The 24,859-nt window shown below is 62.8% G+C and carries 18 protein-coding genes and 1 pseudogene; 13 read left to right on the top strand and 6 right to left on the bottom strand.

Annotated elements, in window-relative coordinates; genetic code table 11:
- The 4 genes from purH (at position 1) to CER19_RS13930 (ending at position 6,738) form a co-directional block, all read left to right on the top strand.
- Entirely contained in the window at positions 1-1,608 is a 1,608-nt protein-coding gene (gene purH / locus CER19_RS13945; RefSeq protein WP_116666830.1) for a bifunctional phosphoribosylaminoimidazolecarboxamide formyltransferase/IMP cyclohydrolase, read from the top strand.
- A 169-nt stretch (positions 1,609-1,777) separates the two neighbouring features.
- Entirely contained in the window at positions 1,778-3,070 is a 1,293-nt protein-coding gene (purD, locus tag CER19_RS13940; RefSeq protein ID WP_116666931.1) for a phosphoribosylamine--glycine ligase, read from the top strand.
- A 116-nt stretch (positions 3,071-3,186) separates the two neighbouring features.
- Positions 3,187-5,961: a hybrid sensor histidine kinase/response regulator gene (locus CER19_RS13935; protein ID WP_116666829.1), complete on the top strand. Its 2,775-nt coding sequence runs from the start codon at positions 3,187-3,189 to the stop codon at positions 5,959-5,961.
- A 180-nt stretch (positions 5,962-6,141) separates the two neighbouring features.
- Positions 6,142-6,738, top strand: a complete 597-nt coding sequence (locus tag CER19_RS13930) for a MarC family protein (RefSeq protein WP_003171467.1) — start codon at positions 6,142-6,144, stop codon at positions 6,736-6,738.
- On the opposite strand, the gene CER19_RS13925 is transcribed toward CER19_RS13930, so the two are convergent.
- The 5 genes and pseudogenes from CER19_RS13925 to cobG form a co-directional block, all read right to left on the bottom strand.
- On the bottom strand, positions 6,735-7,514 hold the full coding sequence (locus CER19_RS13925; RefSeq protein WP_116666828.1) for a hypothetical protein: 780 nt from the start codon (positions 7,512-7,514) through the stop codon (positions 6,735-6,737). The two genes, CER19_RS13930 and CER19_RS13925, sit on opposite strands and share 4 nt — an antisense overlap.
- A 237-nt stretch (positions 7,515-7,751) precedes the next feature.
- Entirely contained in the window at positions 7,752-9,389 is a 1,638-nt protein-coding gene (gene cobJ, locus CER19_RS13920; protein WP_116666827.1) for a precorrin-3B C(17)-methyltransferase, read from the bottom strand.
- Positions 9,389-10,120: a precorrin-2 C(20)-methyltransferase gene (locus tag CER19_RS13915; RefSeq protein WP_116666826.1), complete on the bottom strand. Its 732-nt coding sequence runs from the start codon at positions 10,118-10,120 to the stop codon at positions 9,389-9,391. The genes cobJ and CER19_RS13915 overlap by 1 nt, the downstream gene beginning before the upstream one ends.
- A complete protein-coding gene (locus CER19_RS13910; protein ID WP_116666825.1) occupies positions 10,120-10,746 on the bottom strand; it encodes a precorrin-8X methylmutase in 627 nt (208 codons plus the stop codon). Before CER19_RS13910 ends, CER19_RS13915 begins: the two co-directional genes overlap by 1 nt.
- Positions 10,739-12,085 (bottom strand): annotated as a pseudogene (cobG, locus tag CER19_RS13905) (precorrin-3B synthase). The gene CER19_RS13910 and the pseudogene cobG overlap by 8 nt, the downstream one beginning before the upstream one ends.
- A gap of 38 nt (positions 12,086-12,123) precedes the next feature.
- Between cobG and cbiE the strand changes: the two are divergent.
- From cbiE to CER19_RS13855, 9 genes are all read left to right on the top strand, one after another.
- Positions 12,124-13,329: a precorrin-6y C5,15-methyltransferase (decarboxylating) subunit CbiE gene (gene cbiE / locus CER19_RS13900; protein WP_116666824.1), complete on the top strand. Its 1,206-nt coding sequence runs from the start codon at positions 12,124-12,126 to the stop codon at positions 13,327-13,329.
- Positions 13,326-14,051 (top strand): cobalt-precorrin-6A reductase, encoded by a 726-nt coding sequence (locus tag CER19_RS13895; protein ID WP_116666823.1) that lies wholly within the window; start codon positions 13,326-13,328, stop codon positions 14,049-14,051. Before cbiE ends, CER19_RS13895 begins: the two co-directional genes overlap by 4 nt.
- Positions 14,052-14,107: 56 nt before the next feature.
- Complete coding sequence (locus CER19_RS13890) at positions 14,108-14,440, top strand: type II toxin-antitoxin system RelE/ParE family toxin (RefSeq protein ID WP_019818285.1); 333 nt, start codon at positions 14,108-14,110, stop codon at positions 14,438-14,440.
- 5 nt (positions 14,441-14,445) lie between these two features.
- Entirely contained in the window at positions 14,446-14,769 is a 324-nt protein-coding gene (locus CER19_RS13885; protein ID WP_014716718.1) for a DNA-binding protein, read from the top strand.
- A 340-nt stretch (positions 14,770-15,109) separates the two neighbouring features.
- Positions 15,110-15,502, top strand: a complete 393-nt coding sequence (locus CER19_RS13875; protein ID WP_116666821.1) for a DUF2946 domain-containing protein — start codon at positions 15,110-15,112, stop codon at positions 15,500-15,502.
- Between the two features lie 47 nt (positions 15,503-15,549).
- On the top strand, positions 15,550-16,032 hold the full coding sequence (locus CER19_RS13870; RefSeq protein WP_116666820.1) for a copper chaperone PCu(A)C: 483 nt from the start codon (positions 15,550-15,552) through the stop codon (positions 16,030-16,032).
- A 10-nt stretch (positions 16,033-16,042) separates the two neighbouring features.
- On the top strand, positions 16,043-16,432 hold the full coding sequence (locus CER19_RS13865) for a DUF2946 domain-containing protein (RefSeq protein WP_116666819.1): 390 nt from the start codon (positions 16,043-16,045) through the stop codon (positions 16,430-16,432).
- 93 nt (positions 16,433-16,525) lie between these two features.
- Positions 16,526-18,586, top strand: a complete 2,061-nt coding sequence (locus CER19_RS13860; RefSeq protein ID WP_116666818.1) for a TonB-dependent copper receptor — start codon at positions 16,526-16,528, stop codon at positions 18,584-18,586.
- 118 nt (positions 18,587-18,704) lie between these two features.
- Complete coding sequence (locus CER19_RS13855) at positions 18,705-20,087, top strand: PepSY domain-containing protein (RefSeq protein WP_116666817.1); 1,383 nt, start codon at positions 18,705-18,707, stop codon at positions 20,085-20,087.
- Between the two features lie 15 nt (positions 20,088-20,102).
- Here the strand turns inward: CER19_RS13855 and CER19_RS13850 are convergent, their stop codons facing one another.
- A complete protein-coding gene (locus CER19_RS13850) occupies positions 20,103-24,659 on the bottom strand; it encodes a DUF4329 domain-containing protein (RefSeq protein ID WP_165861631.1) in 4,557 nt (1,518 codons plus the stop codon).
- Positions 24,660-24,859: the final 200 nt, after the last annotated feature.

The following is a 24,859-nucleotide window of genomic DNA, read 5'->3' as shown; positions in this document are numbered from 1 at the left end:
ATGACCGACCAGACCACCCGCCTGCCGATCCGCCGTGCCTTGATCAGTGTTTCCGACAAGACCGGGATCCTCGAATTTGCCCGGGAGCTGGAAGCCCTGGGTGTGGAAATCCTCTCCACGGGCGGGACCTTCAAACTGCTGCAGGACAACGGCGTGGCCGCAGTAGAAGTCGCGGACTACACCGGTTTCGCAGAAATGATGGACGGTCGCGTCAAGACCCTGCACCCGAAAATCCACGGCGGCATCCTTGGCCGTCGCGGCATCGACGACGCCATCATGACCGAGCACGGCATCAAGCCGATCGACCTGGTGGCGGTTAACCTGTACCCGTTCGAAGCCACCATCAACAAGCCAGGCTGCGACCTGCCGACCGCCATCGAAAACATCGATATCGGCGGCCCGACCATGGTGCGCTCGGCGGCCAAGAACCATAAAGACGTGGCCATCGTGGTCAACGCCAGCGACTACACCAACGTCCTGGAAAACCTCAAGGCCGGTGGCCTGACCTACGCCCAGCGCTTTGACCTGATGCTCAAGGCGTTCGAACACACCGCCGCCTACGACGGCATGATCGCCAACTACATGGGCACCGTGAATCAAGCTGCGGATACCTTGAGCACAGAAGGCCGCAGCCAGTTCCCGCGCACCTTCAACAGCCAGTTCATCAAGGCTCAGGAAATGCGCTACGGCGAGAACCCGCACCAGAGCGCGGCGTTCTACGTGGAAGCCAAGCCGGCCGAAGTGGGTATCGCCACCGCCACTCAACTGCAAGGCAAAGAACTCTCCTACAACAACGTCGCCGATACAGACGCTGCGCTGGAATGTGTGAAGAGCTTCGTCAAGCCGGCCTGTGTGATCGTCAAGCACGCCAACCCATGCGGCGTGGCCGTCAGCCCGGACGCTGAAGGCGGTATCCGCCAGGCGTACGAACTGGCCTACGCCACCGACACCGAATCCGCATTCGGCGGCATCATTGCCTTCAACCGCGAGTTGGATGCCGAGACCGCCAAGGCCATCGTCGAGCGCCAGTTCGTCGAAGTCATCATCGCCCCAAGCGTCAGCGAAGAAGCCCGCGCCATCGTCGCCGCCAAAGCCAACGTGCGCCTGCTGGCCTGTGGCGAGTGGTCGGCAGACCGCGCTGCGGCCTGGGACTACAAACGCGTCAATGGTGGCCTGCTGGTACAGAGCCGCGACATCGGCATGATCGGCAGCCAGGACCTGAAAGTCGTAACCAAGCGCGCGCCAACCGAGCAAGAGATCAACGACCTGATCTTCGCCTGGAAAGTGGCCAAATACGTCAAGTCCAACGCCATCGTCTACGCCAAGAACCGCCAGACCATCGGTGTCGGCGCTGGCCAGATGAGCCGCGTGAACTCGGCACGTATCGCCGCGATCAAGGCTGAGCACGCCGGTTTGCAGGTGGTGGGTTCGGTGATGGCTTCCGATGCGTTCTTCCCGTTCCGTGACGGCCTGGACAACGCTGCGAAAGCCGGCGTGACCGCCGTGATCCAACCGGGCGGTTCGATGCGTGATGCAGAAGTCATCGCCGCCGCTGATGAAGCTGGCATTGCGATGGTCTTCACTGGCATGCGCCACTTCCGCCACTGATTGATTTGATCTCAAGCGGGCACTGGCTTCATGTGGGAGCTGGCTTGCCTGCGATAGCATCACCTCGGTGCAACTGACACACCGAGGCGCCCGCATCGCAGGCAAGCCGGCTCCCACAGGAAAACAGCCAACAGTGCCCCCCGAATTTGCGTCATCCGAGGTTTTTGAAATGAATGTTTTGATCATTGGCAGCGGTGGCCGTGAACACGCCCTGGCCTGGAAAGTAGCCCAGGACCCACGCGTGCAGAAAGTCTTCGTCGCCCCCGGCAACGCCGGTACCGCCATCGAAGCCAAATGCGAAAACGTCGCCATCGACGTGCTGGCCCTGGAGCAGCTGGCAGATTTTGCCGAGAAGAATGTTTCCCTGACCATCGTCGGCCCGGAAGTGCCGCTGGTTGCCGGCGTCGTCGATCTGTTCCGCAGCCGTGGCCTGGACTGCTTCGGCCCTACCGCGGGCGCCGCCCAGCTGGAAGGCTCGAAAGCCTTCACCAAGGACTTCCTGGCCCGCCACAAGATCCCCACGGCCGACTACCAGAACTTCACCGAGATCGAACCGGCCCTGGCTTACCTGCGTGAGAAAGGCGCACCGATCGTGATCAAGGCCGATGGCCTGGCTGCCGGTAAAGGCGTGATCGTCGCCATGACCCTGCAGGAAGCCGAAGACGCCGTGCGCGACATGCTCGCCGGCAATGCCTTTGGTGACGCCGGTTCGCGCGTGGTCATCGAGGAATTCCTCGATGGCGAAGAAGCCAGTTTTATCGTGATGGTCGACGGCAAGAACGTATTGCCGATGGCCACCAGCCAGGACCATAAGCGCGTCGGCAACGGCGACAGCGGTCCGAACACCGGCGGCATGGGTGCCTACTCCCCGGCGCCCGTTGTAACCGCCGACGTGCACCAGCGCGTCATGGACCTGGTGATCTGGCCAACCGTGCGCGGCATGGCGGATGAAGGCAACGTGTACACCGGTTTTCTCTACGCCGGCCTGATGATCGACAAAGCCGGTAACCCGAAAGTCATCGAGTTCAACTGCCGCTTCGGCGATCCGGAAACCCAGCCGGTGATGCTGCGCCTGCAATCGAGCCTGGTGCTGCTGGTGGAAGCCGCCCTCGCCCAGGCCCTGGACAAGGTCGAAGCGCAATGGGACCCACGTCCTAGCGTTGGGATTGTGCTGGCGGCCGGTGGCTACCCTGCCGACTACGCCAAGGGCGATGTGATCGAAGGCCTCGACGCGGCCGCTGCGCTGGAAGGCAAAGTGTTCCATGCCGGCACCGCGCTCAAGGACGGCAAAGTTGTAACCGCCGGTGGCCGCGTATTGTGCGCCACCGCGATGGGTGCCAGTGTCGATACCGCGCAACAACAGGCGTACAAACTGGCGGCGAAAATCGACTGGAAAGGCTGCTTCTACCGCACCGACATTGGCTACCGTGCCATTGCCCGCGAACGCGGTGAGAACAACTGAGCAGCTACACTTGCAGTAGCTATCCGTTCGGTTAGGTAAGGGCCTTTGGCCCTTGCCGTACCCTGTCGCCCCGCGCATAGTTAACCCGTGCATCCACCTACCGAAGGGATTTCGCCGTGCGCTGGCTCAGGATCGCCATAGGTTTCACAATCAGTCTGCTGACCCTGCTCTGCTTGCTACCGGCCCAGGCCGCCGCGCAAGGCAGTGGCTGGGCGGTATTGCTTGATGAACAGGCCGACCTGCAACTGAGCGACATCCGTTCCGCCCGCTATACCAATCAATTCAGCCCCATCGAACTGGACCGGATCACCGCCGCGCAGCCGGACGGTGCGTTGTGGGTGCGTTTCAGGCTGCAGCCCGGCAAGCACGAACAAGTGCTGCGGGTGTTCGCCCCGGACCTGTCCAGCCTGAGCCTGTACGTGCTGGACGGCGACACCCTGGTAGAGCAACAAATCACCGGCACTCGCCAACCCCAGGCTGAGCGCCCGTTGCCCAGCAGTGACTTCATGTTACCGATGCCCCAGAGCCCTCGGCCCCTTGAGGTGTATCTGCGCCTGGTCTCGGAACACGAACTGCGCCCTTACATCACTCTGGAACCGGCGGTGCTGGCCGCTGCCAACCAGAACCAGACATTGATCTACGGTCTGCTGTTCGGCGTGCTGTCGATGCTGATCCTGCACAACCTCACGCGCTTCGCCTACCACCGCTCGCGCAGTAGCCTGTGGCTGGCCGCGTGCGAATTCCTGTTGATGCTCAGCCTGGCGCTACTGCTCAACCTGGTGGGGCCGTGGCTGCCGAACTGGCACGCGATCCAGACCCCTGGCGCCTACCTCGCCCTGCTGCTGACCGCACCCTGCGGGCTGATGTTTGCCTACCGATTTTTCATGCCCCTGGGCCCGCACCCGCTGAACAAAGTGTTGATCGCCGACATCCTGCTGATCATCCTGTGCGGCCTGCTGTTGTTGTTCGTCAACACCTTGCCGCTGAACATCATCACCTATGCGCTGGTCGCGCTGGCGGGCCTGAGCATGCTGTTCGTCTCGGCCTATCACTGGCAAAAAGGCTACCGCCCGGCGCGCTTGTTCGTGGCGGCCATGGTGGTGTTCAACATCGGCACGCTGATCATCCTGCCCGCCCTGCTCGGCCTCACCCTGGTGGCGCCACAAGGCCTGATCGTCCCCCTGCTGAGCTTTATCTGCCTCAGCGGCCTGCTGATGAGCCTGGCCCTCGGCGAGCGCCAGCGCGCCATTGTCGAAACCCGCTTCAGCCTGAGCCGCGACCTGGCGGCCAGCAACGCCGAAATCGCCGCCAAGGCCGAGTTCCTGGCGAAGATCAGCCACGAAATCCGCACACCCATGAACGGAGTGCTGGGCATGACCGAGTTGCTGCTGGGCACGCCGTTGTCGGTGAAGCAACGCGACTATGTGCAGACCATCCACAGCGCCGGTAATGAGTTGCTCACCCTGATCAACGAAATTCTCGACATTTCCAAGCTCGAGTCCGGCCAGATCGAACTCGATGATGTGCAGTTCGACCTCAATGCATTGATCGAGGACTGCCTGAGCATCTTCCGCGCCAAGGCCGAGCAGCAGAATGTCGAGCTGATCAGCTTTATCCAGCCTCAGGTGCCACGGGTGATCAGCGGTGATCCGACACGGCTGCGCCAGGCGCTGCTGAGCCTTTTGGAAAACGCCCTGCACAAAACCGATGAAGGCGAAGTACTGATCGTTGTCGCCCTGGATGAGCGCAGCACCAAGCCACGCCTGCGCATTGCCGTGCAAGACAGCGGCGTGCCCATGGACGCCGCCGAACGCGACGCCCTGCTGCACAGCGAACTGCACAGCAAGAACTTCCTCTCGGCGACGCGTTTGAGCGGCCACCTGGGCCTGGTCATTGCCCGCCAATTGATCCTGTTGATGAACGGCGAGTTCGGCATCAAGAGCGGCAGTCACCAGGGCAGCACCCTGTGGCTGACCCTGCCCCTGGACCCGGAACGCCTGGAACATCCGACCAGCGACCTCGACGGCCCGCTCAAGGACGCCCGCGTGCTGGTAGTGGACGACAACGACACCTGCCGCAAAGTGCTGGTGCAGCAGTGCACGGCCTGGGGCCTGAACGTCAGCGCCGCGCCTTCGGGCAAGGAGGCCCTGGCGCTACTGCGTACCAAGGCGCACCTGCGGGATTACTTTGACGTGGTGCTGCTGGACCAGAACATGCCCGGCATGACAGGCATGCAACTGGCGGCGAAGATCAAGGAAGATCCGAGCCTGAACCACGACATCCTGCTGATCATGCTCACCGGCATCAGTAACGCGCCGAGCAAGATCATTGCGCGCAACTGCGGCATCAAGCGCATTCTCGCCAAGCCAGTGGCGGGTTATACCCTCAAGACCACCCTGGCCGATGAGCTGACCCAGCGCAGCAAAGGCGCCCTCGTTGCACGCCCGGCCCCCAGCGCACCGGCAGCCATCACCGTGCCCAGCGATTTCCGCATCCTGGTAGCCGAAGACAACAGCATCTCCACCAAAGTGATTCGCGGCATGCTCGGCAAGCTCAACCTCAACCCGGACACCGCCAGCAACGGCGAAGAAGCGCTGCAGGCAATGAAAGCCCAGCGTTACGACCTGGTATTGATGGACTGTGAGATGCCGATCCTCGATGGTTTCTCCGCCACGCAGCAACTGCGGGCGTGGGAAATCAGCCACCAACGCGTGCGCACGCCGGTGGTGGCGCTCACCGCGCACATCCTGTCGGAACACAAAGAACGCGCACGCCAGGCAGGCATGGACGGGCATATGGCCAAGCCGGTGGAACTGTCGCAGCTGCGCGAGCTGGTGGACTACTGGGTGGCGCAGCGCCAACAGCGCCCTGAGCACAGCACCCTTTCCTGATGATCGTTCCCACGCTCCGCGTGGGAACGCCGCCCGGGACGCTCCGCGTCCTGCTTGAGCGCGACGCAGAGCGTCACTGGATGCATTCCCACGCAGAGCGTGGGAACGATCAGCCAGCTCCCACATTTGATCTGTGTCGGATAGACTCCTCCACACTTTCCCCGCCCGCGAGCCGCCCCCATGCTCCATGTGTTATTCAGCGTTTACCTGAAGATGCTGGTGCTCTACAGCCCGTTCTTTGTGCTGTCCTGCTTTATCAGCCTGACCCGTGGCTACTCCAGCAAGGAGCGTCGGCGCCTGGCGTGGAAAGTCGCACTGGCCACCCTGGTATCGAGCGTGCTGCTCTACCTGTTTGGCCGGGTGATTTTCAGTGTGTTCGGCATTACCGTCGACGCGTTCCGCATCGGCGCCGGCAGCGTGTTGTTTATCTCCGCCCTGGGCATGGCCCAGGGCAAGTCGGCGGTGCAGACCGACAACGTGCAGCAGGATGTGACCATCGTGCCGCTGACCATCCCCCTCACCGTCGGCCCCGGCACCATTGGCGCCTTGCTGGTGATGGGCGTCAGCCAACCGCACTGGGACGATAAGCTCACCGCCATCCTCAGTATTGCCCTGGCCAGCCTGACGGTGGGCGTGGTGCTGTACCTGTCCAACCGTATCGAACGCATTCTCGGCGACCAGGGCTTACAGATTGTCAGCCGGTTGATGGGCCTGTTCGTCTGCGCCCTGGCCGCACAAATCATTTTTACCGGGGTACGCGGCTACCTGGTGCCCTAGATCCGGTATTTGGCGATAGCCATTTCGACTTTGTCACCGGCGCTTTCGCGCATCAGTTGGATGGTTTTCTCGTTGACCATCGAGGTATTGAGCACCAGGCAAGTCTGCCCGCTGAAGGCCTCGAACGAGGAGCTGTCCCACTCCAGGAACGGCAGGCCCACCTGTTTATCCACACCATGGGTGCTGTAGGTCACCAGCACCATGATCAACTCGCCGTCTGTTTCAGCGCAGGAGGCCAGGCCGAAATCGCCGCCCTCATGCACCGCGCAATTGCGCTTGAACAGCTCGAAAGACGCTGGCTGGCGCTTCAATGCGTCCAGCGCATCGGCGGCCAACTTCGGCAGTGCGCTGAGCAGTGGCCCGGACAGCGCCGTCGATGTCAGCATCGAGGCGATGATATTCAGCGCCGCCAGTTGCACCGTCAGGCCCTTGCCCGCACGCGAGACCCGCTCAAAGCGACTGCGCAGCGGCAGCCACCCCAGGCTGACCATCACCTTGATAAATTCCTCGTACCACGCCTCGCTACCGCGCTGGACGTTCAGTACATCGCTCACATAACTGCTGGCCAGCAGATAGCTTTTGCGTACGTATTCGCGGTTCAACGCCGACAAGCCTTCGGCAAACGAAATCACGCCGTTGTTGACCACGGCCGCATTGCAATCATCCTCGCGATCCAACACTGCCGAGGCCTGCCTGGCAGGCGCGCCCGGCAATTTGTAGGCGGCAATCAGCTTGCGCCTTTTTTTACTGTTAATCCTTCTGTGACGTCGCTCCATTTTCTGTTCTCCACAAGCACCCCACATGGGGCTTGCTTGCACACTAGTCCAGGGAGCGGCGGGCTTTCCATGCGACAAACATCCCTTGGCCCGCCCCGCACAAAACCAGCGCCCAGCAATGACAAGGCGCGGCGGGCAGGCGTGCGGCTTTCATCGCAAAAAAAAGAAAAAGCCCCGAACAACGCCAGGGGAATCCCTGGGTTATTCGGAGCTTTCCGGCAGCCAACGGGGCTGTTTTCAGGAGTTGGGTTTGTCGCCATACCAACGTGGTGTGTACACCCACTCGCCGCCACCCGCACGCGGGAACACACAGGTGGTGGATGAACCGATAAGCACCATGGTGCGCATGTCCACCTGCTCGGGCGTCAGTTGCCCCAAGGTGGTGACGCGCAGGGTCTGGCCTGGGCGGCCGATGTCACGGCCCAGCACCACTGGCGTCTGTGGCGTGCGATGCAGCGCGACGATCTCCAGAGCGCGCCCCAGTTGCCAAGGCCGCGACCGCGAGATCGGGTTGTAGAACGCCAAGGCCAGGTCGGCCTGGGAAGCCAGGTCCAAGCGTTTTTCGATGATCGACCAGGGCTTGAGGTTATCCGACAGCGACATCACACAAAAGTCATGCCCCAGCGGCGCGCCCGCCTGGGCAGCGGTGGCCAGCGAAGCGGAAACCCCTGGCAGGATTTCCAGGTCGACCTGATGCCAGGCCGGCTCGCTGGACTCATGCAACGCTTCGATCACCGCCGCGGCCATGGCGAATACACCCGGGTCACCAGAGGACACCACCACCACCGAGCGGCCTTGCGCGGCTAGCTCGAAGGCGTGGCGGGCGCGCTGCATTTCTTCCCGGTTGTCGGTGCAGTGTTGCACTTGGTCGTCCCGGAACGGCCCGGCCATGCGCACGTAGGTTTCATACCCCAGCACATCGGTGCAACGCACCAGTTCCGCCTTCACCGCCGGCACCATCAGTTCGGCGGCGCCTGGGCCCAGGCCAATCACCGCCAGACGCCCGCGGGGGCGCCCAACCTGTGACAGGTCCAAGGGCTGCTCGGCCACGGTAATACTGATGTCCGCAACGGGACTCAGCGCGGCAAACCGCAACGGTACACCCAAGGCCGACGCGGCTTCATGCAAGGACGCGTCAGCCATCTGCAGATCGCTGGCCAGCAGGCAGGCCAGGGATTGCACGGCCACGCCCGCCTCCTGCAACGCCGTGCGCACACGCTCGGCCAACTGCGCACCCGGCCGGCAGGTGACGTAGACATTCTGCGGATAAATCAGCAATTCGTTGGCTGCCGGTGTGCGCTCGGCACTGCCCACATGAATCGTCAGGCGCGCCTGTTGGTCCTGAGGCAGATTAGCCTCCTCCAGCCATGGCGCCGCGCCTTCGATACGCACGCTTTCACCGGCCAGAAGGTCGGAGACAAAGCGTTTGCCCAGCTCAATGTCAGCCAGTTGATAGCCCGCCGGCGGGTTGAGCAGGCAGGTGCCAAAACGCAACTCGCCGCTGGTGGTGATGGCGGCAGACACGCCGAGTGCTGCGCCAATGTCGCGCGCCATCAGGTTCACGCCACCCAGGCCACCGAGCAACGGCACCACCGCGCTGCCGTCTTCGGCCACGGCCAGCACGGCGGGCTCTTCGCCCTTTTCCAGCAGCAACGGCGCCAGGGTACGGATCACAATGCCCGCGGCGCACAAGGCAATCAGTGGTGTGCCCTGCTGATAGAGCTGACGCAAGGTCGCGCCGAACTCGCTGTAGGTGCGGTCTGCCCCCTCAACCCGTGTGGCCAGGCCGTGGATCAACGCGCCGGGGTAAACCTGCTGGAGCTTGCGCGCAGTCGCCAGGCTGCCCTGGCCCAGAATCACAATCGCCGGGGTCATCAACCTTGCCACCGTTCACCGGGCACGATGATCAGTGAGAAGTACGGCGAAGACGCCGGGTCCACCTGGTCCAGCGGCACAATCTTCTGGTTGGCCATAGTGGCGCGCTCCACATACAGCGCCCGCTCGGCCAGGCCCAGCTCTTCCAACACTTGGCGTACCTTCGGGAAGTTGCGCCCCAGCTTCATGATCACCGCGGCATCGGCATCCGCCAGGCGGCGCTTGAGATCCTCATGGGGCAATACGCCCGAGAGCACCGACAAGCTCTGGTTGCGATACACCAACGGCGCGCCGAGTACCGAGGCGCCACCGAGCATCGAACACACGCCTGGAATCACCTCGGCGTCGTAGCGCTCGGCCAGGCGGTCATGCAGGTACATGTAGGAGCCGTAGAAGAACGGGTCACCTTCGCAGATCACCGCCACATCACGGCCCGCGTCCAGGTGCGCGGCCACGTCGAGGCTGGCGTTGTCGTAGAAGTCGCTGATCACTTGCTCGTAGGACAGCGGCGCGGGCAGCACTTCGGTGGTCACCGGGTACACCAGCGGCATCAGGGTCTGCTGCGGTACCAGGTGGTCCTCGATGATGCCGAAGGCGTTGCCCTTCTTGCCCTTGGCCACGAAGTACGCCACCACCGGCGATTCACGCAGCAGGCGCAGCGCTTTGAGGGTAATCAGTTCCGGGTCACCGGGGCCGACGCCCAGGCCGATCAAACGTCCGCGCACCTGCATTATTCGACCTCCGTGGCCAGGGCATTGACGGCGGCGGCCGCCATGGCACTGCCACCCAGGCGGCCTTGCATGATAACGAACGGCACCCCACGGCTGTCAGCGGCGAGCATCGCCTTGGATTCGGCGGCGCCGACAAAGCCCACCGGGAAACCGAGGATCAACGCCGGTTTCGGCGCGCCGGCGTCGAGCATTTCCAGCAGGTAGAACAACGCGGTCGGCGCGTTGCCGATCACCACCACACTGCCTTCCAAATGCGGGCGCCACAGTTCCAGCGCGGCGGCAGAGCGGGTATTGCCCAACTCGCGCGCCAGCTCCGGCACGCTGTCGTCACGCAGGGTACAGATCACCTGGTTATTGGCTGGCAGGCGTGCGCGGGTCACGCCTTCGGAGACCATCCGCGCATCGCACAGAATCGGCGCGCCAGCGGCCAACGCGTCACGCCCGGCCTTGCCGGCCCCTTCGGAGAATTGCAGGCCGTCGATGGCTTGGACCATGCCGCACGCATGAATCACCCGCACCGCGAGTTTTTCCAAATCAGCCGGGATGCGGTCCAACTGGGCTTCCGCGCGAATAATGGCGAAGGAGTTGCGATAGATCTCCTGACCGTCGCGGATGTAATCAATCATCGGTGTTGCTCCGTGGACGAGCGCGCAACAGGGCGCCCGCCGCTTCAATGGAAAGAGTGCGCGCGTGCAGCCGACCAAAACCTGGCTGGGCTGCATCGCGAAAATAGAGGTCGTAGTGGCCGGGGTTCACCGCCAGCAAGGTGACGGGCGCGGTGTGCGCGGCGGCGCAGGAGCGCGGGCAACCGGACAGGTGCACCCCACCCCCCGGTTGCAGGGCGGCCAGCTGCACGGCGTCGGCCTTGGTGTCGGCCAGGCCTTTTGCGCAGCCGCTGGAACCGGTGCAGGCGATCATGCGCGCCAGCGGGTGCGCCACCGAGCAGATAAAGCCCAGTTGCGCCAGGCGCTCGGTCACGGCGTGAGGCTTTTCGACGTTGGGCACCAGCACGCCCTGCCAGGGCGTGAAGCGCAAGGTGCCGTCCCCATAGTCACTGGCCAGTTGTGCGGCGCCCTTGAGCATCGTCGGGTCCAGGCGGCCCAGAGGCGCGAGGGCGGCGACATAAAACTGATTTTTTTGCGCTTGTGGATAAGTGCCCACCTGCAGCGACGGGTCGCTGGGCGGGCGCGTGAAGCCGTCAATTGGCAGTAACGGCAAGCGCAAATGGCTCAGTACGTTATCCACAGGCAAATGCCGCATACGCGTTTGCTCTGGGGTGGCGAGGTCCAGAAAAGCTTCCAGCACAGCCACCACCAACCCATGGCCCTGGTCCAATGGCACAGCAGCCAGGGGCGCATCCAGGCCCGGACAGCCGGCCAGGCCGAATGCAAGCAGGGTTTCGCCATGCTGTACGAAGGCCGACAGCCACAGGTCGTGGTGATGTTCGAGCATCGCCAGGTCCTCCCCGCCATCAAGTTGCACCGCGAACTTGGCCGACAGTTCATGGAAACGCGGATGGTTTTCCAGGGTGGCGAGAATCTGCGCGGCCAGCGGGCGGGTGTCGAACAGCATCTGCGGGTCGATGCCGGCGCTGGGGCTGAGCATCAGGTTGCGCACGTCGTCACCGCCCGCGTTGCTGGGGCCCAGGCCCGCCGCCAGCAGCCGGGCGATCAACGCTTCCTGCTCGGCGCCGATGCCGCGGATCTGCAGGTTGGCGCGGTTGGTCGCCTCGATCACCCCCCCCGCCTACGCCTGGGCTGCGTCCGCCACAGCGTAAGCCTGGGCGGCGGTGATCGCGCCGCCCGCCAATTTGACCCGGCAAATGCCGCCGTCCAACGCCTGGACAATACGCAGCAACCCCGGACAAGCCGAGGGGCGCAAGGTATTCACAGCGGGCGTTGGGTTCACGGGGCTACCGGTTGACGGGTAAAGGCGCGGTATTATGCCTGCTTTGTCCGGCGGCATGAAAAGCCTGCCCGTCGGATGTCGTTCAAGGAATTGATATGTCGCCCTGGCTGACGGTTGTAGGCATCGGTGAAGACGGCTTCAAAGGCCTGGGCAGGAATGCCCGGCATGCCCTGTTGCGCGCCACGCGGATTATAGGTGCTCAGCGCCAGTTGGACCTGCTGCCGCAGTGTATTGGTGGCGAGCGCCAGCTGTGGCCGAGCCCGTTTTCCCTGGAGCCGGTGCTGTCGCGGAGCGGGGAGCCTGTGTGCGTCTTGGCCAGTGGCGACCCGATGTTCTATGGCGTCGGCGCCAGCCTGGCCCGGCAAGTGGCGTCTGAGGAGTTGACGATTTTGCCCGCGCCCTCGTCGGTATCCCTGGCGGCGGCGCGCTTGGGCTGGCCGTTGCAGGAGGTGGTGACACTATCCGTGGTGGCGCGGCCATTGGCGGCGATCAACGCGCATCTGGCCAGTGGCGTGCGCTTGTTGGTATTGAGCAATGACGGCAGCAGTCCCGCCTTGATTGCTGCGTTGTTAGCCGAGCGCGGTTTTGGCCCCAGCCGGATAAGTGTGTTTGAACATGTGGGCGGCCCGGCTGAACGGCGTATCGACGGGCACGCGCAAGCGTGGGAGCAGGCTGCGGTTGCCGATTTGAACCTGGTCGCCATCGACTGCCTGGCAGATGCCAACGCGCCGCGTCTGTCACGTCTTGCCGGCTTGCCGGACTCGGCCTTCAAACACGACGGCCAACTGACCAAGCGCGATGTGCGCGCCATGACCCTCGCCCGCCTCGCGCCGATGCCGGGCGAACTACTGTGGGACGTGGGCGCGGGCAGCGGCTCCATCGGTATTGAATGGATGCGCACCCATCCCAGTTGTCGCGCCTTGGCGATCGAAACCGACACCGGCCGCCAGGGCCTGATCGAACACAACCGCGATGCCCTCGGCGTGCCCGGCCTGCAACTGGTTCGCGGCAAGGCTCCGGAGGCGTTAAGCGGTCTGGAAACACCAGACGCCATCTTTATCGGCGGCGGCGTCACCCGCGACGGCGTGCTCGATACCTGCTGGCAACACCTGCGCCCCGGTGGCCGCCTGGTTGCCAATGCCGTGACCCTGCAAAGCGAAATGACCTTGATGAACTGGCGCGCCCAACATGGCGGCGAACTGACCCGCATCCACGTAGCCCAGGCCCAGCCGTTGGGCGACTTCGATACCTGGCGCCAGGCGCTGCCGATCACGTTGCTGGAAGTGATCAAGCCGCTATGAAAAAGATTCTGCTGCTGGGTGGCGTCACGGAAGCGCTGGCCATTGCCCGCACCTTGGGGCCGGAACACGTCTACAGCCTGGCCGGCGTGGGCCGCGTACCAACCGACCTCACCTGCCAGGTGCGGGTCGGCGGCTACGGCGGTAGTGAAGGCCTGGCGCAGTTTGTACGTAACGAACGCATCAGCCTGATCCTCGATGCCACGCACCCGTATGCGGCGCAGATCAGCCGCAACGCGGCCGAAGCTGCAAGGGCATGCGGCGTACCTTGCTGGGCATTGCGACGCCCGGCGTGGCAGCCGCAGCCGGGGGATGATTGGCGAGAGGTCGCCGACTGGGCCGAACTGGTCGGAGCGCTCAAACCCTTCAAGCGCCCTCTGTTCACCTTGGGTCGCGAGCCCTTGCAGCACCTCGACGAAATCCCCGCCGAGCAGTTCTGGACCTTGCGCGCGCTGGATGTGTATCCGGGCAACAAGCGCTGTGAAGTGATCGGCGCACGCGGGCCGTTCCTCATCGAGGACGAGCGGGCGTTATTCGAAGAACGGCGGATCGATGTGCTGATCAGCAAGAACAGCGGCAGCACCGCCACCGAGCCGAAGCTGGAAGTGGCGCGGGAGCGTGGGGTGCCGGTATTGGTGTTGAAGCGGCCGGTGTTGGCTCAAGTAAACAAGGAATTCCTGTCGCCTGAAGAAACACTCAGCGCGTTGGCAAACTTCACTCGATGAGTCAGGATCGCTCGCTTGCTTGATTAGTAACCTATTTGTTACCTTCAGGACGGCTAATGATTGAGATCGAAGAATACCAACGCGACAACGATTCCAGTCCGTTCGATGAGTGGTTTTCATCCTTGAGTGTCCCAGCGGCAACTCGAGTTTCAACCGCTTTAGTTCGGCTTGAAACAGGCAACACCAGCAACATCAAGTGGTTCGATGGGCTAGGCGAATACCGTATCGACTGGGGACCCGGCTTGCGAATCTATTTGATACGAGAAGGACATCGATTAATCATCCTGTTCGGTGGTGGTGATAAGTCCAGTCAAAAGCGCGATATCAAGGTCGTAAAGTCGCTGATTAATGAGTATCAGCGTGACAAGAAATTGAAACAAAAGAGGTGACCAGCATGGCGCTTACCCGTAGCTACAAACACACCATCGCTGAACGTGCCCAGCGAGACCCTGCATTCGCCCAAGCGCTTCTCGACGAGGCCGCTACGCTATTTCTCAATGGCGAGCCGGAAATATCTCGCGTGATCCTGCGTGATTTAGTCAACGCCACAGTAGGCTTTGAAGGCCTTGCGAAACAAACCGCCAAACCTAGCAAAAGCCTGCATCGAATGCTTTCGGCCAGCGGCAACCCCAGCATGGATAACCTTGCGGCGATTTTTGCCGTGATTAGAAAAGCCCTGGGTGTCGATATGCAGGTCCACGGCGTACCCGCTGCATAATTTGCAATATCAACCAGCATGAATGCACCGCAACGTCAGGGGGTGCTACAGGCAATCAGCATTCTTTAAACGCCACAATCTCATGTGGGAGGGGCTGCCTGCGATGCAGGCGACTCGGTCTTCCAATTGGAAGGGGGTGATGCTATCGCAGGCAAGCCAGCTCCCACAGTGTTCAGCGTCGCCTGGTGCGCCGCGTCCCTTCTGCAAAATTGGCAAGCGGCCGTTCTCGTCTATCCTCAAACCCAACACTGCGACACCAAACCACACCCGCCCTTTTTACTTCTCCCCCCCGATCAGGCTAAATACCCGCCTGATCGTTTAACCCTACGGATTATCCGCCATGGCCCGTCAACGCTTTGCAATTGCCTGGATCGCCTGCCTTGCAGTGCTGTTCAATGCGTTTGCCATGCCGTTGGCCAGTGCGATGCAGCAGACGGACGACCCGGTCAAGCGTCTGATGTGGGGCGGGTTCTGTTCGTCCAATGGTGCCAGCCTCAAGGCGATTGCCCTGGGCAAGCTGGAAATCCCCGCACCGCCGGATGATCACTCGGCTATGCAGCATTGCTGGTGTTGCTCGGGTTCGGCGCCGTTGGTGGCGTTGCCGGGGCATGTGCCGCAGTTGTATGTGACGCGCTTCGAGGCGGTGCAGAACCTGCCGCCGCGCTTATTGCGCACTCCCACCCCGCGCCAGCAATGGCCGAGCCTCAACCCCCGCGCCTCTCCAACGGTCTGAGCTTCTTCGCAAGTGAACTGCGTTTAGAACCGTTCTGGAGAACTGCCATGCTCAAATCTTCCCTGCTTCTGGCTGCGTTGCTGCTGCCGGTGCTCAGTGCTGCCAATGCCGAGGACTACAAGGCCGGCGACTTGGAGGTCAGCAATCCCTGGTCCCAGGAATTGCCACCGAATGCGCCCACCGTCGCGGCCTACTTTGTGATTCATAACACCGGGGCTACCCCGGATCGCCTGCTCGGCGTTGAAACCAGCGTCGCCGAGAAAGCCGAGTTGCATGAGCATGTAATGCAAGGCGACCTGATGAAGATGCAACAAGTGCCCAGCGTTGCCGTACCGGCCAAGGGTGAACTGACCTTCGCGCCGATGGCCTACCACGTCATGCTGCTGGGCCTTAAAGACCGCAGCCTGTTGGCCGATGGCAAGCAATTCCCGCTGACCCTCACCTTCGAGAAAGCCGGCAAGGTCGAGGTGCAAGTGTCGGTGCACAAAGCGCCACCGATGGCTGGCCACGAGCATATGCACGCTCAGTAAGCCAACCTCGATGGGCGCTCCTCGCGCCAGGTTGTCTCCCCACTACCGCGTGAAGCGCGGCAGTTGGATCAGCCTGTTCGCCATGCTGATGATCTTTATCGGTCCGCTGATTTCCCAGGCGATGCCGATGGATCATCACGCCGGTATGTCCATGGATATGCCCGCCTGCCACGACGAAGCCAAGCCGAGTAAAGCCCCCGATGAACATCATGTGCTCTGGGAGAAGTGCGGCTATTGCAGCCTGCTGTTCAGTTGCCCGGCCCTGCCCGGCAGCGTCTCCTACGTAACCCTCGGTATCCCGCCGCCCGCCAACGCCCTCCCCCCCGCCACGCGCCTGGGCCATGCCCGGCAGAGCATCTTCCCCGGCGCCCGCAGCCGCGCGCCGCCCATCGTGTCGTAAGCCCTTCACCGCGTTACTTCACCCCGGCCGACTTTAGACAGACAGCCGCAGGCTGCTGGCCGTGTTGTTTACGATTGATTGATGGAATTTGTCATGTCCAGGTTTTCTGCTGACACCCGTTTGGGAAGTACTGCCCTGCTCACCGCCTTATGCGGCGCACTATTGGCTGCCCACGCTCACGCCGACGAGCATGAGCTGAGTCCTACGGTGATCACCGCGATCGCCCCCAGCTCGCCCCTGACCGTGGTCACCAACCCCAAAGACCCACGCCAACCGGTACCCGCCAGCGATGGCGGCGACTACCTCAAGACCATCCCCGGCTTTGCCCTGGTGCGCAACGGCGGCACCAATGGCGACCCGGTGCTGCGTGGCATGTTCGGCTCGCGCCTGAATATCCTCACCAACGGCGGCATGATGCTCGGCGCCTGCCCGGGCCGCATGGATGCGCCAACTTCGTATATTTCGCCGGAAACCTACGACAAGCTCACCGTGATCAAAGGCCCGCAAACCGTGCTCTGGGGCCCGGGTGCGTCAGCGGGCACCATCCTGTTCGACCGTGAGCCGGAGCAGTTCGGCGAGCTGGGCACGCGGGTCAACGCCAGCGTATTGGCCGGCTCCAACGGGCGTTTCGACAAGGTCATCGATGCCGCTGCCGGCGGGCCATTGGGCTACGTGCGGGTGATCGGCAACCAGGCCCATGCCGACGACTACAAGGACGGCAACAACGACACCGTCGCCTCGCGCTATGACAAGTGGAACGGCGACGTGGCGGTGGGTTTCACGCCCGATGCCGACACCCTGCTGGAACTCACCGCCGGCCGTGGTGATGGCGAGGCGCGCTACGCCGGGCGCGGCATGGACGGCTCGCAGTTCCTGCGCGAAAGCCTGGGGCTGCGTTTCGAGAAATCCAATCTCGGCGAGGTGCTGGATAAGGTCGAGGCCCAGGTCTACTACAACTACGCCGACCATGTGATGGACAACTACAGCCTGCGTGTCCCTTCGGGCACCGGCATGATGGCGGGGCCTATGGCGTCCAACGTCGACCGCCGCACCCTTGGCGCACGCATCAAGGCGACCTGGCGCTGGGCGGATGTGCAATTGATCAGCGGCCTGGATGCACAGACCAATGAACACCGTGCGCGCAGCAGCATGGGCATCGACACGTACAAGGATCTGCCGCGTAACAAGGACGCCAACTTCCACAACTATGGCGTGTTCGGTGAATTGACCTGGTACGCCGCCGACAACGATCGCCTGATCACCGGCGCACGCCTGGACCGCGCCTCGGCCAAGGACTTCCGTCAACGCACCGGCTCGGGAATGATGTCACGCCCCAACCCGACTGCCGGCGATACCCGCGCCGATACATTACCCTCGGGCTTTGTGCGCTATGAACACGACCTGGCGGACAGCCCCACCACGCTGTATGCCGGCCTGGGTCACGCGGAACGTTTCCCCGATTACTGGGAACTGTTTTCCCCCAACACCGGCGCGGCCGGTTCGGTGAATGCCTTCGACGGCGTAAAGCCGGAGAAAACCACCCAGCTCGACTTCGGCGCCCAGTACAAGAGCGCCGACCTGGAAGCCTGGGCCTCGGGCTATATCGGCCAGGTACGCGACTTCATCCTGTTCGACTACAGGCCCGGCATGATGGGCACCACCTCCCAGGCGCGCAATGTGGACGCACGCATCATGGGCGGCGAAGTGGGCGCGGCGTACAAGCTGAGCCAACACTGGAAAGCCGACGCCAGCCTCGCCTATGCCTGGGGCAAGAACAGCAGCGACGGCAAAGCCCTGCCACAAATGCCACCCCTGGACGCACGCCTGGGCCTGACCTACACCGAAGACGATTGGAGCGCTGGTGCGTTGTGGCGGGTGGTCGCGGCGCAAAACCGCATCGACCCAAACAAAGGCAACGTAGTCGGCAAGGACTACGACAAGAGTGGCGGCTTTGGCGTGTTCTCGCTGAATGCGGCGTACCGCATCAACAAGCACTTCAAGGTCAGTACCGGGGTCGACAACCTGTTCGGCAAGGCCTATGCCGAGCATCTGAATCTGGCCGGTAACGCAGGTTTCGGTTACCCAACGAACGACCCGCAGGCCATCAAGGAGCCGGGACGTACGCTCTGGACCAAGGTGGACATGAGCTTCTAAAAGCATCGCAGGCAAGCCAGCTCCCACAGGTGGAATACAGTCCTCTGTGGGAGCTGGCTTGCCTGCGATGACGGTGTAACAGACCAAGAAAAATCAAAAGCCTTATGCGGAGCAGCCGATGACCACGCAAAAAATTTCCTTCTACAACCTGGCCTGGCGCTGGCACTTCTACGCCGGCCTCTTCGTCGCCCCCTTCATGGTGCTGCTGGCCCTCACCGGCATCATCTACCTGTTCAAACCCCAGCTCGACCCGCTGATGTACGGCCACCTGCTCACAGTGCCCGCCGCCGACCACGCGCTGAGCGCCGACGAGCAACTGCAGCGTGCCCAGGCCGCCTACCCCCACGCCGCGATCAGCAAATACCTGCCCCCTGCCGACGCCACCCGCAGCGCGCAGTTCGTGATGCGCAACGACGCCCACGAAGTGACAGTATTCATCGACCCCTATCGCGGCACCGTCCTCGGTGAGCAAGACGCAAACAACAACCTGCAAGCCATCGTCCGCGCCCTGCACGGCGAGCTGATGGTCGGCACCGTCGGCGATCGCCTGATCGAATTGGCCGCCGGCTGGGGCGTGATGCTGGTGGTGTCCGGCCTGTACCTGTGGTGGCCGCGGGGCAAGTCCTCGGCCGGCGTGTTGTGGCCGCGCTTCGGCAGCCGTGGCCGCTTGTTCTGGCGTGACCTGCACGCTGTCGTCGGGTTCTGGGGTGCGGCGTTCCTGCTGGTGATGCTGCTCAGCGGCATGACCTGGACCGGCTTCTGGGGCAAGCAATACGCCGACCTGTGGAACACCTTCCCGGCCGCGATGTGGAACAACGTGCCGCAGTCCGACGAGCAGGCCCGTGTGCTCAACACGGCCACCCAGCAAACCGTGCCCTGGGCCCTGGAAAACACGCCGATGCCAATGTCCGGCGACCACGCCGAGCACATGAACCACGGCGCGATGCACGCGGGCCCGGCTGCGCCCACCGTACGTCTGCAACAGGTGGTCGACCTGGCCAATGCGCGCAAGGTCGAACCCGGCTACAGCATCACCTTCCCCACCACCGCCACCGGTGTATTCACCGTCGCGGTGTTCGCCGACGACCCGCGCAACGACGCCACCCTGCACGTGGACCAGTACACCGGCAAGGTCCTGGCCGATGTGCGCTGGGATCATTACAACCTGGTCGCACGCGCCACCGAGACCGGCGTGATGCTGCACGAGGGCAAGATGTTCGGCTGGGTCAACCAACTGATCGTGCTGGTGATCTGCCTGATGATTCTGCTCAGCGCGGTCAGCGGCGTGGTGATCTGGTGGAAGCGCCGGCCCCAGGGTGGGCTGGGCGTACCGCCGCTGCGCCATGACCTGCCCAAGTGGAAAACCGCAATGGTGATCATGCTCGGGCTGGCGATCATCTTCCCCTTGGTGGGGGCGTCGCTGATCGCCGTGTGGGCGTTGGACCGGTGGGTGCTGTCGCGCTTTTTACGCCATGGTGAACCAACTTCAGGTTCCGCCTGAAACAAACACTGATGTTCACAACTCGTCCTTTGGGGGGCGGTCAACCGACAGCTTCAACTGCGCCCCCAATACACCGCGCACTGTCCAGAAATCCCCGCTGCGCACCACACGAAGCCGGCCGATTCGCGCGAGTTCGGAGATGAAGTGCGAAGGCGTCGGCGCCTGCGGGGTATAGCCTGTTTGCGCCGACCATTTGTCAGACGTGGCAAGCAGGTTGTATTCCTCATTGCTCCAGTGCGGGTCGTAGGCGAGCACTGCCCCATCCCGTGCAGACAGATAGAACGTGACGATCGGCAAGCCCTTTCGCTTCAGATCGTGGACGTAATACGCCAACTCGCGCCACGACACGAAGTGAGTACGAAAGGCGTTCTGCGCCACACCTGCCGGCTGATCGAGGCCCGCGTGAAACAGCAGATGGGCTGCGGTGAGCCGGTATTTTTCCGGCAACCCGCGCCCGTCAAACAAAGCTTCAGCGGGCTTGGACGGGAAGCCGTCGTCCGGCAATGGCAGTACAGGGACATGGCTGCTGCCGGCGGGGTTCGTCAACAGCGCACTCACGTACTGCTGCCCCGTGTAGCCGCCGACATAAGCCTGGGAAAACCACGCGGCATCATCGCGGTGAGTGTGCAACGGCCCCAATGCCAACTGGCGTTCGCCCGCAGGCATGACCGCGCGTGAACGCCCCGGCTGCCATTGGGCATCCACGATGCCCGCCCCCAGCCAGTGTGTGCTGGGTTGCAACACACGCAGCTCACCCGCCGCCGCCACACGTTGGATATAGACAGCTGGGCTCAACAAGCGCAGGCGCAAATTCACGACATCGCTGTACGAGATTCCCCGCGTATCGCGCGCGACAAACTTGAGCAAGGCGCCGTCGGCACAGGAAAAATACATCGGCAGCACCGAGCGAGCTGTCGTGGCTTGCACTTGATGAAACACTCCAAGCAATTCGGTCGGCGAGAACAGCGCTCGGTAGATATCATCCCCCGTGCGCACGCCGCCGGTTGGATGGAAGTCGGCCTGTTCGGGCACACAGATATAGATGCCCGCCAAACCGTAGCGATACGGAAAGCCCGCACTGCTGAACACCCGGCGGCGAGCCAGCTTCGAACCGCCGTCGCTCACCGGCAACGTCGCCACGTAGCCACGGTTATCCATCGATTTGAGGACGTACCCGAACATCAGTTGCGAGCGCTGCGCCATTTGCCCGTGCACATGCCGCACGGCATCGTCGGCTTGGATGAACAACGGGCTGTACGCAGGTTCATGGCGCGCCTGGGCATACTGACCGTCACTTTTGGCCGGCGTCGCAAAAGCGCTCCACATGGACACCACGCCCGGCTCACCCCACATCGCGCTGCCCTGCACCACACTCAAGGTAAAACTGCGGGCAATACGGTTGACGTACTCCGAAGGCGCCAGTTCCCCCGCCCGTATCTGGCGCTCCAGTGGCGCGGTGAGCCAGTCATAACGGTTTTTCGGGTGAGTGAGCAGTTGCTGTTCGGTAATCTGCGGGTACTTGCCCCGCGGCTCGGGCCACAGGCAGGTCAACGAACCATCAGGCCCCAGCAGGTAGTGATACAGGCGCTTCTCGCCGAGCGTCAAGGCATGGGCCAGCAGACGGGTGGAAAACGTGTTGCTGTACACAGAGGCTTCGGCCGCCGTCAGCAAAAACGGCCACTGGGACGCGGGCCTCGAGTGATAGCTGGCCACCACGGTGGTGCGTATGGGGTACTCCCCTCGCGTCACCAGCTCATCAGGGAAGATCCATTTGAGATCGAAGACTTCATCGGCAACCACCAAAGGCTCGGAGGCAACGAACCCGCCGTCATCGCGGCGCAGGATAAGGCCGCCGTACGCCTGCGACTGCGTCACCGCCACACGTCGCCGTACGTAGCGGGCAGCGTCATCCATCGACACAAACACCGGGCTCAAGCGACGGCGTGACAGGTTCGCATACGGGTTCCATAACCTGTTCACCGTTCCCGTGCGGTCCCAACATGGACTCTGCATCACCACCCGCAACTCGCCCGCCTCGGCAACCTTGCGAATAAACCTCAGCGGCTCAAGGGTGCCGCCCTTCAACTTGGCCTCGATCGTCTCCAGGCTGTCGCCCTTGCTTTGCGAGTCAAACAAGGACTTGGGCGAAGACGAGCGATAGCACAGCAAAGCCCTCTCGGGGGTCGCGATATAGACCGCCGCGCCCAGGGCCGAGCCGCGGGTGATCAAGCGTGCCTGGGACACGCCGATGTCCAGGTGCGCAGGCAGCATGAAGCAGCGCTCCAGCCAGGCAGTGACACCATTGCCAGCCCATTGGTTGGTGTAATAAAGCGCCTCACACTCAAACCCCTCGGGCAACTGATAAGTACCAGGGCCGGTACTCGCGTACAGGCTGGCAAGGGTCAGCATCGGTGACTGCCGGGTAATCGGCACGCACTCGCTGACCACGTAGTCATTGCGCGACGTGTGTTTGAGGATAAAACAGAAAAAATAGCGGTTTTGCTCTTGGTTGTAAGGTACTCGATCGAGCGCATCCAAGGCCGCCGCGTCGGCGCTTTCAAACAGCGCGCCATGGCTCGGCTGCTCGGGACGCTGCCAGGCAATGCTGCGCACATACGGGCCCCAATCCAGTTCGACTGGCCCGCTCGGCCCCCACAACGCATTGCCGATCACCACCCGCAAGGCGCCGGCCTCGGCGAGTTTGCGCACCACATCGGCGGGCTTCATCGTGCCATCGGCCAGGTTCTTGGCTATCTGGCTGATACCGCTGATGGCCTCGGCTTGCCAATGCAACACCCACTCGGCCGTCGTGTGGCCCGGCTGGTAGGCGATCAGGCTGTCCTCGGCGCCGGACAGATAAGCGGTTACTCCGGCCTGCAAAATCGGGTGTACGTCCAGATCACGGAACATCTGCCCGTTGACCTCGACATCCTGGCGACTCCACTTGAGCGTCAACGCCTCGGCGGGGTCGGCCAGGGACAGGGCGGTGCGCGAGCCGTAAAGCCCCTGCAACCGGCACCCGGCGTGCAGAATGATCGGCGCGCCTTGCCGGTCTTTCGGGTACAACCGCGCAAAGGCAAACGGCCAGGGCCCGGTCGCCACAGGTTCGGTCGCCACATAACGACCATCCGCGCGTTGCAGGATCGCCCCGCCATACTCGCGATCACGCCGTGCGCCGATCCGTTCATGGGCATGACGGGCGGCATCATCGGCACTCAGAAAGCCACGGCTCAAACTGGGCAGGGCCACCAGGGAATAAGGTTTCCACTGCGCATCGACCACGCCGGCGCGGTCCCACAGGGCACTGGTTTTCTCGACGGTCAACTCCCCGGCGGCCGCCACCTGCAACACGAACGCCCGGGTCAGCAGCGTGCCGGCTTGCAAGGCCGCCTGAGTGCCGTTGTCACCCACTTCACCCGTGCTCGAGCGGGTAAACAATGCCGTCTCCGCCGCCGAGCCTGAAAACCGATAGCGCAGGATCGCCTCGTCGCGCATACGGATGTACAACGACGCGCCCAGGGTAGATTGGGCCCCCAGCGCATACTGCCGAAATTGCGCGATATGCGTGGCCAGCTCCGACGGGCTGACAAAGTTCTTATACAGCCAGGCATCCAGGTCAGGGTATTGGCCGGGCAAGGGCCGGGAGTGAAAGTAGATACCCAGCAGGTGAAGCCCGGTCGGCAACAGCGGCAGTTGATCACTGACGTCACTGGAGAGTTCCGGCTGCGCCGCGACAAACAATTTTTGCAGATCATGCTTGAGCAACAGCACCCGCTGCCGGGCGGTGGGAGTGCGCTGGATACGCGACCAGGCATACGACAAGGCCTGCTCGGCGTCAGTGAACACCGGCCCGCAGGGCAATGGCATCGCTGGCGCACTGAAGGGCTGGTAAGGTTGCCAGTCGGCGGGAACATCCCCCGTCGAGCTGCCCCAGGCAGGGCTGGACTGCACAAAGGTCAACTGGCCTACCGCGGCTAGCTTCTTGTAGATGCCTTCCAGCGTGCCGTCATGGGCATGGGGCGAGGACCACGGCCCATTGGTGTCCAGCCAGTGTACAAACCCCGCCTCGGCGGCGGAGTTGCTCGGCGTGTAGCGCAACAGCGCGCCATCTGGCCCCGAGAGATAAGCCTGGGTAAAACGCGCACGGTCCTGATGATTGAAGTAGATATCCGGCGTGGAATAAAAACTCATGAACGCCTGCATCTGCTGCAGCGTCCACTTGGGGTAAGTACGTTTTACAAAGTCCAGTGAACTGGGGTGGGAATGCAGGCTCGCCACAATCTGGTAGCCCTCGGGGTTCACGAAATCGCCGGCGGCATGTTCACGGTCCAGCAACAGGTTCCAGTCGAACGTGGTGGGCTTGCCCGCGCGCGGTTCGCTGGCAACGTACAGGTTATCGCTCAGGCGCCGCAAAATGACACTGGCGTACTCCACGTCACGCTGGTTACCGATTTGCTCGTGAATATAACGCGCGGCATCGTCAGTGCTGATAAAGGCGGGGCTGAGCTGCCCCAGTTTGGCGTGGCCGCGAGGCAGTGCCGCACGCTTGTCACGCGCAAAGGAATCGTCCATGAAAACACCTGGATAGTCGGAAGAAGTGACCATCCTGGAATACCCGTGCGCCGAGTTTGCGCTGCATATTGCTCCCGGCGCCCTTTTTTGAGGCGCGTCACGCCTGCGTCCGCGCTTACAGCGCCAAGCTGGTGCGCAACCGCCGCTGCCCGGCCCTGAATCCTCGTTGAAACCGCTGCGGCGGGTCGCAGGCACAGCCT

Origin of the sequence: Pseudomonas sp. GL93 (assembly GCF_003408955.1) — a bacterium.
GTDB classification, from domain to species: domain Bacteria; phylum Pseudomonadota; class Gammaproteobacteria; order Pseudomonadales; family Pseudomonadaceae; genus Aquipseudomonas; species Aquipseudomonas paracarnis.
The sequence above is the reverse complement of the archived record's forward strand: the minus strand, read 5'-3'. Positions and strand labels throughout refer to the sequence as shown.